We start from the raw sequence: 12,935 nt of genomic DNA, 5'->3' as shown, positions 1-12,935 counted from the left end.
CGGGCCGTTCCCAGCCTGGCCCGCGACTGGCCGGCGTGGCTGCCGCCTTGGCCACGATGTCACCGTGCCGGGCCGTTCCCAGCCTGGCCCGCGACTGGCCGGCGTGGCTGCCATCCGCAACCACGACGTCTCCCTGATCCGGCCGCACCAAGCCCGACCCGCGACTGACGCCGCCGACTCAGCCCAGCCCAGCGCAAGGCGCCGTTCAAGGGGTGCATTGATACCCCACACCCGGCTCGGTGATCAGATAGCGCGGGCGGGATGGCTCCGGGCGGGGCCGCCGCCGCGTTCTCCAGCGCCGACCGCCCGTCCGCCGCGGTGGTCGCCGTCGACGAGGGTCAGGACAACGGTCATGCCTGCAGGTCGGTGCGTGCGCACTCGGTCACGTACGGCAGCGTGAAGCCGGTGCGGCCGACCAGCGCCGGATGTGTGACCATCAGCTGGCGCACCTGGGCGAGCAGCCCGGCGCGTTCGGCGGGCGGCAGCAGGATCACGCTGCTGCGCGAGGAGACCAGGTCGAGCAGGCTGTCCGGGCTGATCCGGTGGGTCCAGCGCACCCGGTGGTGCTGGACCGGGCCGAACGGCGGGCCGACGTCGGTGCTGCGGTCCTGCTCCGGGCTGTCGATGAGCTCGCCGAGGCGGCGTACCCAGTCCTCGCCGTCGTCGCGGACGTTCCACAGCAGGCCCAGCCGGCCGCCGGGGGACAGGACGCGGGTGATCTCCGGCACGGCGCGTTCCGGGTCGACCCAGTGCCATGCCTGCGCGACCAGCACGGCATCGACCGAGCCGTCCGGCAGGGGGATGGACTCGGCCGTGCCCACATGCGCGGGCACGTCGGGCAGCACCCGGCGCAGCTCGGTGAGCATGCCTTCGGACGGGTCGACGGCGGTCACCTCGAGGCCGCGCCCGGTGAGCTGCCGGGTCAGTTTGCCGGTGCCCGCACCCAGGTCGAGGACCCGTGGGGTGCCGGGTGGGAGCAGCCAGTCGAGGGCCTCTTCGGGGTACGGGGGACGGCCGCGCTCGTACACGTGGGCCGCGGGGCCGAAGGAGTTGGCGTGCGCGCAGTGGTCGTACACATCGGTGATCATATAGTCCGGTTTCCTAGGACGCTCTACGCGAAGTGACCTGTTTAGCGCCGGCGTAGGCCGGGCACGTTTCCGGGTGACCGAGGAGGTTGAGATCGATGAGCTTCACCGACAAGGCCAAGAACAAGGCTGATGAGCTGGCCGGCAAGGCCAAGGAGAAGGTCGGCGACGCGACCGACAACGAGCGGCTGCAGGCCGAGGGTCAGGCGCAGGCGACCGCCGCGAAGACCCGCCAGGCCGGCGAGCACGTGAAGGACGCCGGTCGGGACGTACGCGACGCCTTCAGCTGATCGCGACCGAAGCAGAGGTCCCGACCGCAGTAAGGCTCGGATCCATATAGTCGAACGGCCCCGCCTCAGGCGGGGCCGTTCGTCATTCCGCGATCTGCTTGCGCCACCAGTCCTGACCCGACTCGGGCAGCGAGTCGATCGGGTCGTAGTACGCGTACAGCTTGCTCAGCGCCTCGTCGTCGGTCTGCTCGATCGAGGTGCGGTAGTTCTTGGTCCAGTACGAGATGCCGTGCTCGCGGTCGTACTCGGCGACCATGTGCACCCAGCGCTTGCCGACGAACGGCACGTCGCACACGATTCGCGGGGTCGCGTATCCGGGCAGGTAGCCCATCATGTCGTGCTGCAGCTGCTGGGCGTGCCAGACGGGGACCCGCCAGTGCTCGGCGTTGGGGATCATGTCGCACATGTAGAAGTAGTACGGCAGGATGCCGGCCTCGCCCTGCAACCCGAAGCACAGGTCCATCAGGTCGGTCGACGTGGCGTTGACGCCGCGCATGAGCACACCCTGGTTGCGCACGTCGCGCACGCCGACCTCGAGCAGCATCCGGGCCGCGCGGGCGACCAGCGGGGTCAGCGAGTTCACGTGGTTGACGTGGGTGTGCACGGCCAGGTTGACGCCGCGCCGTTCGGCGGTGATCGCGACCCGGTTGAGGCCCTCGACGACGTCACCCTGCAGCCAGTGCTGCGGCAGGCCCATCAGCGCCTTCGTCGCCAGCCGGATGTCGCGCACGGTGGGCACGGAGAGCAGACCCATCAGGTACGCCTCGAGCTGCTTCCACGGCACGTTGGCCACGTCGCCGCCGCTGACCACCACGTCGCGGACGCCGGGGTGGGCCTTGAGGTAGGCGAGGTGGGCGTCGTAGCGGTCCACCGGCTTGAGGGTCAACTTGAGCTTGTCGACCTGCGGGGTGCTGTTGCCGACCAGGTCCATCCGTGTGCAGTGCCCGCAGTATTGCGGGCAGGTGGAGAGCAGCTCGGCGAGCACCTTGGTGGGGTAGCGGTGGGTGAGGCCCTCGGCGACCCACATGTCGTGCTCGTGCAGGGAGTCGCGGGTGGCGTGCGGGTGTGACGGCCAGTCGAGGTAGCGGTCGGTGGCGACCGGGATCATGTAGCGGCGCACCGGGTCGGCGTAGAACGAGGCCGTGTCGGGCACCTGGTGGGGCACCATCGTGTTGATCATCTGGGGCGGGATCAGCATCGACATGGTGGCCAGGCGCTGCTGGTCCGTCTCCAGGTCGGTGTAGAACGTCTCGTCCACCAGGTCGCCGAGGACGGCGCGGAGCTGCTTGGCGTTCTTGACGCAGTGCACGCGCTGCCATTGGGCGGACTCCCACTGGGCGGTGGTCACGTCGCGCCATCCGGGGAACCTCGTCCAGTCGGGCTCCACCAGCGGCACCCGCCGGTACTCGTAGGGCTGGCCGTTGGTCAGGTCCGTCATACGTCGACCATAATGAAGAATCTGCGGTCTGGAAACCCGACGGGCGGAGGATTTACGGTAAAGGGGCGACCGGACGCAATGTTTCGTAGGAGAAGCGAGGGGATGACGATGTCGGTGGGGCTGACGAGGGTGCTCGAGCCGGCCGGTGTGCTGCCGCAGGCGGCGTGGCGGCTGGACGCGCGGCCGGAGATCGCCGCCGACGAGGTGCGCATCCGGGTGGAGCGGCTCAATCTGGACGCGGCGAGCTTCCGCCAGCTGGCCGAGAAGCACGGCGGGGACGGCGCCGCGGTGCGTGCCGAGGTTCTGGAGATCATCGGTACGCGCGGCAAGATGCAGAACCCGGTGACCGGCTCGGGCGGCATGCTGATCGGCGTGGTCGACGAGGTCGGCCCGTCGTCGCCGCTGCCGGTGAAGCCGGGGGACCGGGTGGCCACGCTGGTGTCGCTGACGTTGACACCGCTCGCCATCACCGACGGGCTGGCCGGCTGGGACGGGCTGAGCGAGCAGGTCCCGGCCGCCGGCCACGCGATCCTGTTCGGCCGCTCGGTGGTGGCGGTGCTGCCCGACGATCTGCCGCCGGAGCTGGCGCTGGCCGTCTTCGATGTGTGCGGCGCCCCGGCCCTGACCGACCGGGTGGTGCGTCGTTACACAGTGGTAGGCCAGGAGGCTGTCGACGCCCCGGATGCCCTTGTGGGCTACCACTTTGAAACTCCCACGGTGGCGGTGCTCGGCGGGGCCGGGAAGTCCGGGTCGCTGGCGCTGGCGGCGGCGCGGCTCGCTGGTGCTCGTACCGTCGGGATCGTCGTCTCCGCCGGCGAGCGCGACTTGCTGGAGCAGGCCGGCCTGGCCGATCACGTCGCGATCGCCGACGCCCGTGACCCGGTCCAGGTCTCCGAGGCGGTGTCGGGTGCGCTGGGCGGCCCGGCGACGGTGACCGTGGTGTGCGTGGACGTGCCGGGGTGCGAGCACGGCGCGATCCTGGCCACGGCGCCCGGCGGCACGGTGATCTTCTTCTCGATGGCGACGAGTTTCGCGGCGGCCGCGCTGGGCGCGGAGGGCCTGGCCGCGGACGTGACGATGCTGATCGGCAACGGGTACGTGCCCGGGCATGCCGCGTTCGCGCTGGACGTGTTGCGGAAGACACCCGCGGTCCGGGCGCTGTACGAGCAGCGCATCGCGGGACACTGACCGGCATGACTTCGACCTTGTTCTCCGGCGGCTCCATCTATTCGGCGGCCGATCCCCGGGCGACGGCGATGCTGGTGCGCGACGGCCGGATCGCGTGGCTGGGCGCGGCGGCCGACGCGCCCCCGGCGGACGCCACCGTGGACCTGGACGGCGCGCTGGTGACGCCTGCGTTCGTCGACGCGCACGTCCACGCGACCGACACGGGCCTGGTGCTGGACGGCCTCGACCTGTCCGGCGCCCGGTCGGCGGCCGAGGTGCTCGATGCGGTGACGGCCGCCGCGGCGGGCCGGCCCTCGGACGCGGTGATCCTCGGGCACGGCTGGGACGAGTCGTTCTGGCCGGATCAGACGTTGCCGACGGCGGCCGATCTGGATCGGGCGGCGCAGGGCCGGCGGGTGTATCTGACGCAGGCGTCGATCCATTCGGCGCTGTGCTCGACAGCGCTGCTCGCGGCCGCGGGGGACGGGCACGACGGGTCGGGGCTGGTGCGGGAGCATGAGCATCACGCGGTGCGGGCGGTCGCGCTCGGCTCGGTGACGGCGGCGCAGCGGACGGCCGCGCAGCGCACGGCGCTGGCGCGGGCGGCGTCGCTGGGGATCGCGTCGGTGCACGAGTGCGGCGGGCCGGGCACCTCCAGCGAGGCCGATTTCGCGTCGGTTCTGGCGTTGTCCGGCACGGGCCTGCCGCAGGTGTTCGGCTATTGGGGTGAGCTGGGCGGGGCGGCGAAGGCGCGGGAGATGGGCGCGGCGGGCGCCGGGGGCGATCTGTACGCGGACGGTGCGCTCGGGTCGCGGACGGCGTCGGTGCGTTCGGCGTACGCGGACGGGGCCGGCTGCGGCGAGGCCTTCGTGACCGCGGACCAGGCGGGGGAGCACCTGCTCGACTGCGTGAGTGCCGGGGTGCAGGGCGGCTTCCACGCGATCGGGGACGCGGCGATCGAGGAGGTGCTGGAGGGCTTCGCGATCGCGGCGAAGGCGGTGGGGGTGGACCGGCTGCGCGAGGGCCGGCATCGCATCGAGCACGTCGAGCTGATCGACAAGCCGATGATCGCGCGGATGGTGGAGTTCGGCGTGGTGGCCAGCGTGCAGCCGGTCTTCGACCTGCTGTGGGGCGGCCCGGACCGGATGTACGCGCAAGCCCTCGGCGTGCAGCGGGCGATGGCGTCGAACCCGATCGGGCAGATGCACGCGACCGGGGTGGCCCTGGCCTTCGGGTCGGACTCGCCGGTGACGGTGCAGGACCCGTGGACGACGGTGGCGGCCGCGGCGGCGCCCCGGAACCCGGCCTTCCGGATGAGTGTGCGGGCGGCGTTCGCGGCGTCGTCGCGGGGCGGCTGGCGGGCCGCCGGGCAGGACGGTGTGGGCGTGCTGTCGCCGGGGCAGTCGGCGACGTTCGCGGTGTGGGACACGCCGGGTGGTGTCCACAACGGGCTCCCGGTGCTGCTGCAGGACGCGGAGGGCGTCGTCCCGGAGCGGCCGGTGTGCCGCCGGACGGTGCTGCACGGCGAGACGATCTACGCGGAAATGGAGTAACAGTGGCTGGGAAGCTCGATCTGGATCCGCGGCTGGTGCGCAAGGCGCGCCGCCTAGCGGCGCGTGCCGGGCAGCCGGTGGTGGACCTGGCCCGGTCGCACACCACGGTCTCGGTGGAGCGGGCGGTGCTGCGGCTCGCCGGTGTGCAGGGTGCCGACCCGGACGGGATTCCCTGGGTGAACCGGCTGGTCGACGCGGTCGTCGCGGACGTCGGGCTGGGGCACGGTGTGTCGGTGCCGGCGTTCCACGCCCTGCGCACCGAGGGCCTGGCCGATCTGACGGAGCTCGCGCAGAAGGCGGCGGCTGGGGCCGTGCGGTTCCGCGTACCCGATGCCCGCCCGGAGGTCACCGCGGCCCGGCGGGCGGCGACCAGGGCGACCCGCGCCGGCCTCGCGCTCCTCGACCGGCGCCGCGCCGAGCGGGAACGGCTGATCAGACGCTGGGGCGACGCCCCGCGGCGGCCGTGGATCTATCTGATCGTGGCGACCGGCGACATCTACGAGGACATCCCGCAGGCGCAGGCGGCGGCGCGGGCCGGTGCGGACGTGATCGCGGTGATCCGCTCGACCGGTCAGTCGCTGCTGGACTACGTGCCCGAGGGCGCGACCCGGGAGGGTTTCGCGGGCACCTACGCGACGCAGGAGAACTTCCGCCTGATGCGCGAGGCCCTCGATGTCACCTCCCGCGAGTTGGGTCGTTATGTCCGCCTCACGAACTACGCCAGCGGGCTCTGCATGCCGGAGATGGCCGTCATGGCCGGCCTGGAACGGCTCGACATGATGCTGAACGACTCGATGTACGGGATCCTGTTCCGCGACATCAACCCGATCCGCACGTTCGTCGACCAGCGGTTCTCCCGGCAGGTGCACGCCCGCGCCGGGATCATCATCAACACCGGCGAGGACAACTACCTGACCACGGCGGACGCGGTCGAGGCCGCGCACACGGTCACCGTCTCGCAGTTGCTGAACGAGTTCTTCGCGCACGAGGCCGGGCTGGCGGACTGGCAGCTGGGCATCGGGCACGCGTTCGAGATCAACCCGGACGTGCCGGAGTCGTTCCGGCTCGAGCTGGCGCACGCGCTGCTGGCCCGGGAGCTGTTCCCGGACGCGCCGCTGAAGTGGATGCCGCCGACCAAGCACATGACCGGCGACGTGTTCCGCGGCAACCTGCTGGACGGGTTCTTCAACCTGGCCGGGACGATGACCGGTCAGGGCATCCTGCTGGTCGGCATGATGACCGAGGCGGTGGTCACGCCGTGGCTGTCCGACCGCGACATCGCCCTGCAGAACGTGCACTACGTGCTGAACGCGGCCGGCAACCTGCACGAGGACTTCGCCCCGGTGAAGGGCGGCTTCATCCAGCAGCGCGGCCGGCAGGTCCTGGCCGAGGCGGTCGACCTGCTGGCGAGGATCGCCGACGACACCCTGCTGAACGCGATCGCCGACGGCACGTTCGGGATCATGCGGCGGCCCGCCGACCGCGGCAAGGGCCTGGACGGCGTGGCCCGCAAGGAGGACGACTACTTCACGCCGGTGGAGGAATCATGATCATCAGGCCGTACGGCGACACCACCGGCGACGGCATGGTGCAGCTGTCGTTCACGCTGCCGATCCCGCACGACAAGCGCGCCGAGGGGGCCGCACTGCAGCTCGCCGGAAAGATGGGCATGGACCCGGCGATGGTGGTGCACGCCAAGCAGATGGGCGGCGGGTTCACCTTCTTCGTGGTCTACGGCAAGGTCGCCCACCTCGTCGACACCGATCAGGTGCAGATCGTCGAGCGGGACTACCCGCTGCTGTCCGCCAAGGAGATCAACGCGGTGATCAAGCGGCGCCTGCGCCGGCGGCTCAGCGTGGTCGGGGCGTGCATCGGCAGCGACGCGCACACCGTCGGCATCGACGCGATCCTCAACCTCAAGGGCATCGCGGGGGAGAAGGGCCTGGAGTCGTACCGGGAGCTGGCGGTCACCAACATGGGCGCGCAGGTGTCGGTGCCCGAGCTGGTGGAGACGGCCCGCGAGCAGAAGGCGGACGCGGTGCTGGTGTCACAGGTGGTGACCCAGCGCGACGCGCACCTGAAGAACACCCGGGCGCTGTCCGCGGCGTTCCGGGAGGCCCTGCCGGTGGGCAAGCGGCCGCTGCTGATCGCGGGCGGGCCGCGGTTCGACGAGCTGATGGCCGCGGAGCTGGGAGTGGATCGGATCTTCGGACGGGGTACGACGCCGCGCGAGGTGGCGTCCTATCTGGTGCACGCGATTGCGGGGGAGAAGAAGTGATCACGGTCGTTCATCGTCGCTACGTCCCCTACTCGCACGCCCACTACGCCGGGCATCTGGTGGACGGCGCGTATTCGCTGGGACTGTTCGGCGACGTCGCCACCGAGGTGTGCATTCAGCTGGACGGGGACGAGGGGTTGTTCGCGTCGTACTCGGACGTCCAGTTCAAGGCGCCGGTGCGGGCCGGCGACATCCTCGAGGTGACCGCGACGGTGACCCGGATGGGCACCCGGTCGCGGACGATCGACTTCTCCTCCGTCGTGGTGTGCCGGGGCACCGAGGGGTCGGGCGCCTCGGTGCTGGCCGAGCCGATCGTCGCCGTGACCGCCACGGGCACGGTGGTCGTCCCGGCCAGCACGTGACGAACGCCGTCTGCGTGGACGTCGGGTCCACGTACACGAAGGCGTGCCTGGTCTCTCTCGACGACGGTGCGCTGATCGCGCGGTCGGAGGTGCCGACCACGTCGGACACCGACGTGCTGACCGGTCTCGACAAAGCCGTGACCGAGCTCGGCGGCACCGGGGAGATGTACGTCTGTTCGTCGGCGGGCGGTGGGCTGCGGCTGGCCGTCGTGGGCTACGAGGCGCTGGTCACCGCGGAGGCCGGGCATCGGGCCGGGCTGTCGGCGGGCGCGCAGGTGGTGCACGTCGCGGCCGGTCTGCTGAACGGCGCGGCCATCGCTGCGCTGAGGGCCGCGCGTCCGGATGTGATCCTGCTCGTCGGCGGCACCGACGGCGGCGACGGCGAGGTGCTGCTGCACAACGCCCGGCGGCTGGGCACGGCCCGGGTGCGGCTCCCGGTGGTCGTCGCGGGCAACGCCGAGGTCCGCGCGGAAGCCGCCGCCCTGCTGACCGATCGCGGCCTCGACGTGACCGTCACCGGAAACGTCCTGCCGCGGATCGGTGTCCTCGATCCCGGTCCGGCCCGCGCGGCCATCCGGGAGGTGTTCCTGCGGCACGTGATCGGCGGGAAGCGGCTCTCCCGCGGCCGCCGGTTCACCTCGCTGGTCCGCGCGGCCACCCCCGACGCGGTCCTGGCCGGCGTCGAGCTCCTCGCCGACACCACCGAGACGGGCGTGCTGGTCGTCGACGTCGGTGGCGCCACCACGGACGTGTACTCGGCACTGGTCCCGGACGAGTCGCTGTTCGCCGACGTGGCGGGCAACCAGTGGCGTTCCCGCACGGTCGAGGGCGACCTGGGGGTGGCGGTGAGCGCCCCGGCCACCGTCGCCGCTGCCGCCGCGGCCCGGCTGCCGCCGGCCGGCGACTCCGACGTGAGCGTCGCCTCGGCCGCCGCGATCCTGGCGCTGCGCCGGCACGCCCGCGGCCGTGACCTCAGCTCGGTCACCCGCGTGATCGGCTCCGGCGGCGTGTTGCGGCACGGCGGTGGGGCGGACGTGCTCGAGGCTGTGATGGGTGACACAGGCGGCGGCTGGGCGCCCCCGCGGACGGCCCGTCGGATGATCGACAGTCGGTACGTGCTGGCCGCGGCCGGTCTGCTGGCCGCCGACCATCCGGTCGCCGCGGCCGGCCTGCTCAGCGACCTGGAGGCGGCGGGTGGCCCGTTCGGGTACACCCGATGACACGCCGATGAACGCGACACGCCCACGCGCGGGACAGACGGTTGACAGGCCTCCGGGGGTCGGACGTACCGTCGTCAGGTCCAACGCGGGAAACGGGTGTTGTTCGCTTCGTTCCTTCGCCCACTGGCCGCGCTTCTTGCTCTCGGCCCGGTTGCCTGACCGGGCCGGCCCGAGCAAGGCGCGTACGCCAGGTCCAGGGGGTGGGGGTCGGCGGGGCGGCGCGGACCAGCCGTGTCTCCGGTGTGGGCCAGGGGGTGGACCGGGGCCAGTAGACAACGGCGCGGCGAGGGCAGCCAGCTCGCGGCGGGCCGGTCCGAAGGTGTTCGTGATGCCGCCTGCCATGCCATCCGCGGGCGGACCAAGGGAGCAGGCGGGGTGCGGGTGTGGAGCCCGTGCCCCGCTTCCGTCCCTCATCCCGTCCGGCCGATCTTGCCGGGCGGTCTTCGCCTCCGGGTAGCCTTCCGGCCGTGGAGATGACGCTGCAGACCCCCGCCGGGCCCGCCCCGGCCTCCGCGCCGGCGCCGGCCGGGGCACCGTTGCGGCTGCGGTCGTCGCTGGTGCTGGCGGTGCTCGCCGGCGTGGCCCTGCTGGTCGCCCTGCCGCCCTACGGCCTGTGGTGGCTGTCGCCGGCCGGGGTGGCGCTGCTGGCCGCGGCGACCCACCGGCGGCGGCTGCGCGGCGGTTTCGGCGTCGGGATGATCGCCGGGCTGGTGCTCTTCCTCCCGCTGCTGTGGTGGACCACGTTCGCGGGCGGGTGGCTGCCCTGGGTGCTGCTGTCCACCGCACAGGCGGCGTTCTTCGGCCTGCTCGGCCTCGCGTCGGCCTGGCTGTCCCCGATGATCGACCGCTACCGGCTGCTGTGGCCGCTCCTGACGGCGCTGCTCTGGACGGCGATGGAGGCGGCCCGCGACCGTGCCCCGTTCGGGGGGTTTCCGTGGGGCCGGCTCGCGTTCAGCCAGGACGACGCGCCCGCGCTGCGGCTCGCCGTGTGGGGCGGCGCCCCGCTGGTGACCTTCGCGGTGGCGGCCGCCGGCGGGGCGCTGGTCGCGTTGCTGTGGCGTCGCCGGCCGGGCCCCGCGATCCTGCTGTACCTGGCGTTCGGCGCCCTGGTGATGGCCGGGCCGGTGCTGGTCCCGCTCGCCGAGCCGGCCGGGCCGGCGCAGGTGGTCGCGATCGTGCAGGGCAACGTGCCGCGCCTCGGCCTGGACTTCAACGCCCAGCGCCGCGCCGTGCTCGACAACCACGTCAACGGCACGCTCAACCTGGCCAACGACGTTTCGGAGGGCAAGCAGCCCCGGCCCGACCTGGTGGTGTGGCCGGAGAACTCGAGCGACATCGACCCGTTGCGCAACCAGGACGCCGCCCAGGAGATCGCCCGCGCCGCGTCCACGATCGGCGCGCCGATCCTGGTCGGCACGGTGCTGCGCGGCGACCGCCCCAACGAGATCAAGAACGCCGGGCTGCTCTGGCAGCCGGTGGTCGGCCCCGACCAGGCGCAGACCTACATCAAGCGGCACCCGGTCCCGTTCGCGGAGTACATGCCGCTGCGGCCGATCGCCCGGTTCGTCGCCGGGGAGAAGGTCGACCTGGTCCGTGACATGGTCGGCGGCAGCACGCCGGGAGTCATCCGGGCCGGTGCGATCACCGTCGGCGATGTCATCTGCTTCGAGGTGGCGTACGACGGGATCGTCCGCGACACCGTCACCGGCGGCGCGCAGATCCTCGCCGTGCAGACCAACAACGCCACCTTCAACGAGGCCGAGGCCCGCCAGCAGCTCGCGATGGTGCGGCTGCGCGCGGTCGAGCACGGCCGGGAGGCGCTGATGGTGTCGACGGTGGGGGTGTCCGCGCTGGTGGACGCCGATGGGCGCCTCAAGGCTTCGACGGGTTTCAATGTCCCGGCGGTGGTGGTGGGTGAGATGCGGATGAGCGCTACGCGTACGCTGGCGACGCGCTTGGGCCATTGGCCCGAAGTGGCGGCTGCCGCACTGGCCGTCATCGCCATGGTGGGGGCGCTGCCGATGCGGCGCCGCCGGCGTCGCGCCGGGAGCTAGACGAGTCCGGAGGAACGGTGGGCGAGGCGGAAGGATATCCGGGGATCGGTCGGGTCCTCGTGATCATCCCTACCTACAACGAGGCGGAGAACATCCGGTTGATCGTCGACCGGGTGCGGCGCGCGACCCCCTCGGTGGACATCCTCGTCGCGGACGACAACTCCCCGGACGGCACCGGCACCATCGCCGATGAGCTGGCGGCGGCCGACAACCACGTGTTCGTCCTGCACCGGGCCGGCAAGGAGGGCCTGGGCGCGGCGTATGTCGCCGGGTTCGCGTGGGCCAAGGACAAGGGGTACGACGTCGTCGTCGAGATGGACGCGGACGGCTCGCACGCCCCCGAGGAGCTGCACAGGCTGCTCGACGCGTTGCATACCCACGACGCGGTGCTCGGCACCCGCTACATCCCAGGCGGCTCGGTGCACAACTGGCCGGTGCACCGGCTGCTGCTGTCGCGCTGCGGCAACATCTACATCCGGATGGCGCTGGGCATGCCGTTCCGGGACGCGACCGGCGGCTACCGGGCGTACCGGATGGCCGTCCTCGACGCGATCGACGTGCCCAGCGTGGCCTCGCAGGGCTACTCGTTCCAGGTGGAGCTGGCCTGGCGGGCGTACCGGCAGGGATTCAAGCTGATCGAGGTGCCGATCACCTTCACCGAGCGGGTCCGCGGCGACAGCAAGATGAGCTCCAACGTCTTCCGCGAGCAGCTTATGCGGGTCACCACCTGGGGGTTGCAGGCGCGCCGGGACACCCTGCTCAGCAAGCTGGGCCGCCGGCCGCGACGGGGTTCGACCTGGCCGTGAGATGGCTGTGAGCCCAGCTTTCTCACAGCGGTGACTCAGTGCGGGCGTGTCATGCTGGAGGTATGACACGCCGCAGTCTGGCTCTCGTTCCGATCGGTCTCCTGCTGCTCGCGTTCGCGGAGATCGCCCTCTTCGTGGTCGTGGCGAACGCGATCGGCGCCGGATGGGCGCTGCTCGCGCTGCTGGCGGCCAGCGTCGCCGGGCTGGCGCTGCTGCGCCGCGAGGGCATCAAGGGCTGGCGGGCCTTCCGGGCCGCGGCCGAGTCGGGGCAGCCACCCGGCCGGCAGGTCAGCAACTCCCTGGTCGGGCTGCTGGGCGCGCTGCTGCTGGCGGTGCCCGGGTTCATCACGGCCGCGGCCGGACTGCTGCTGCTGATCCCGCCGTTGCGCGGGCTGGCCGTGCGCGGCGCGCGGCGCCTCGCCGAGCGCCAGATCTCCACGGCCGTGGCCGGTGACCTCTTCGGACCCAGGCGGGTGCGGGTGCGCCGCGGTGACCCGGTGACCGAGCCCGCCTCCCCGCGGCCCGCGCCCGCCGAGCCGGTCACGGCGCGCCCAGCCTCCACCGCCTCCACTGCGTCCGCCGACGTGGTCGAGGGTGAGGTCGTCGAGGGCGAGATCGTCCGCTGACGGACAGACGAAAGCGCCGTCCCCGGAAGAATGGGGGCGGCGCTTGTCGTCTGTCG

General features: G+C 72.2%; 12 protein-coding genes. 10 read left to right on the top strand and 2 right to left on the bottom strand.

From position 1 onward, the window contains the following. Positions 1–350 precede the first annotated feature (350 nt). Positions 351–1,088, bottom strand: coding sequence for a class I SAM-dependent methyltransferase (locus AB0M20_RS07815; RefSeq protein ID WP_364295484.1), 738 nt, complete (start codon positions 1,086–1,088; stop codon positions 351–353). A gap of 95 nt (positions 1,089–1,183) precedes the next feature. Here AB0M20_RS07815 and AB0M20_RS07810 point away from each other — a divergent pair, with 95 nt between their 5' ends. Further along, a complete protein-coding gene (locus tag AB0M20_RS07810) occupies positions 1,184–1,375 on the top strand; it encodes a CsbD family protein (RefSeq protein WP_364295481.1) in 192 nt (63 codons plus the stop codon). An 82-nt stretch (positions 1,376–1,457) separates the two neighbouring features. On the opposite strand, the gene AB0M20_RS07805 is transcribed toward AB0M20_RS07810, so the two are convergent. Beyond that, on the bottom strand, positions 1,458–2,813 hold the full coding sequence (locus AB0M20_RS07805; RefSeq protein ID WP_364295478.1) for a lysine 2,3-aminomutase: 1,356 nt from the start codon (positions 2,811–2,813) through the stop codon (positions 1,458–1,460). Between the two features lie 108 nt (positions 2,814–2,921). Here AB0M20_RS07805 and AB0M20_RS07800 point away from each other — a divergent pair, with 108 nt between their 5' ends. The 9 genes from AB0M20_RS07800 (at position 2,922) to AB0M20_RS07760 (ending at position 12,879) form a co-directional block, all read left to right on the top strand. Further along, positions 2,922–4,001 carry an L-erythro-3,5-diaminohexanoate dehydrogenase gene (locus tag AB0M20_RS07800; RefSeq protein WP_364295490.1) on the top strand — a complete coding sequence of 360 codons (1,080 nt, stop codon included), beginning with the start codon at positions 2,922–2,924 and terminating at the stop codon, positions 3,999–4,001. Positions 4,002–4,006: 5 nt separating this feature from the next. Next, complete coding sequence (locus tag AB0M20_RS07795; protein WP_364295475.1) at positions 4,007–5,533, top strand: amidohydrolase family protein; 1,527 nt, start codon at positions 4,007–4,009, stop codon at positions 5,531–5,533. 2 nt (positions 5,534–5,535) lie between these two features. Beyond that, positions 5,536–7,083 carry a lysine 5,6-aminomutase subunit alpha gene (locus AB0M20_RS07790; RefSeq protein WP_364295472.1) on the top strand — a complete coding sequence of 516 codons (1,548 nt, stop codon included), beginning with the start codon at positions 5,536–5,538 and terminating at the stop codon, positions 7,081–7,083. Beyond that, on the top strand, positions 7,080–7,811 hold the full coding sequence (locus AB0M20_RS07785; protein ID WP_364295469.1) for an OAM dimerization domain-containing protein: 732 nt from the start codon (positions 7,080–7,082) through the stop codon (positions 7,809–7,811). Before AB0M20_RS07790 ends, AB0M20_RS07785 begins: the two co-directional genes overlap by 4 nt. Then, positions 7,808–8,173 carry a hotdog domain-containing protein gene (locus tag AB0M20_RS07780; protein WP_364295466.1) on the top strand — a complete coding sequence of 122 codons (366 nt, stop codon included), beginning with the start codon at positions 7,808–7,810 and terminating at the stop codon, positions 8,171–8,173. Before AB0M20_RS07785 ends, AB0M20_RS07780 begins: the two co-directional genes overlap by 4 nt. Further along, positions 8,170–9,393 carry a glutamate mutase L gene (locus AB0M20_RS07775; protein ID WP_364295463.1) on the top strand — a complete coding sequence of 408 codons (1,224 nt, stop codon included), beginning with the start codon at positions 8,170–8,172 and terminating at the stop codon, positions 9,391–9,393. Before AB0M20_RS07780 ends, AB0M20_RS07775 begins: the two co-directional genes overlap by 4 nt. 473 nt (positions 9,394–9,866) lie before the next feature. After that, positions 9,867–11,447 (top strand): apolipoprotein N-acyltransferase, encoded by a 1,581-nt coding sequence (lnt, locus tag AB0M20_RS07770; RefSeq protein ID WP_364295487.1) that lies wholly within the window; start codon positions 9,867–9,869, stop codon positions 11,445–11,447. Positions 11,448–11,464: 17 nt separating this feature from the next. Next, entirely contained in the window at positions 11,465–12,253 is a 789-nt protein-coding gene (locus AB0M20_RS07765) for a polyprenol monophosphomannose synthase (protein ID WP_364295460.1), read from the top strand. Positions 12,254–12,315: 62 nt separating this feature from the next. Continuing rightward, positions 12,316–12,879 carry an FxsA family protein gene (locus tag AB0M20_RS07760; protein WP_364295457.1) on the top strand — a complete coding sequence of 188 codons (564 nt, stop codon included), beginning with the start codon at positions 12,316–12,318 and terminating at the stop codon, positions 12,877–12,879. Positions 12,880–12,935: the final 56 nt, after the last annotated feature.

Origin of the sequence: Actinoplanes sp. NPDC051633 (assembly GCF_040681735.1) — a bacterium.
GTDB lineage: Bacteria > Actinomycetota > Actinomycetes > Mycobacteriales > Micromonosporaceae > Actinoplanes.
This window is presented reverse-complemented; position numbering and strand designations above follow the sequence as displayed.

Bases quoted from the DNA above. Each gene is read 5' to 3' on its own strand.
- AB0M20_RS07810 (WP_364295481.1), top strand. From the start codon at position 1,184: ATGAGCTTCACCGACAAGGCCAAGAACAAGGCTGATGAGCTGGCCGGC.
- AB0M20_RS07815 (WP_364295484.1), bottom strand. From the start codon at position 1,088: ATGATCACCGATGTGTACGACCACTGCGCGCACGCCAACTCCTTCGGC.
- AB0M20_RS07760 (WP_364295457.1), top strand. From the start codon at position 12,316: ATGACACGCCGCAGTCTGGCTCTCGTTCCGATCGGTCTCCTGCTGCTC.
- AB0M20_RS07795 (WP_364295475.1), top strand. From the start codon at position 4,007: ATGACTTCGACCTTGTTCTCCGGCGGCTCCATCTATTCGGCGGCCGAT.
- AB0M20_RS07800 (WP_364295490.1), top strand. From the start codon at position 2,922: ATGTCGGTGGGGCTGACGAGGGTGCTCGAGCCGGCCGGTGTGCTGCCG.
- AB0M20_RS07785 (WP_364295469.1), top strand. From the start codon at position 7,080: ATGATCATCAGGCCGTACGGCGACACCACCGGCGACGGCATGGTGCAG.
- lnt (WP_364295487.1), top strand. From the start codon at position 9,867: ATGACGCTGCAGACCCCCGCCGGGCCCGCCCCGGCCTCCGCGCCGGCG.
- AB0M20_RS07805 (WP_364295478.1), bottom strand. From the start codon at position 2,813: ATGACGGACCTGACCAACGGCCAGCCCTACGAGTACCGGCGGGTGCCG.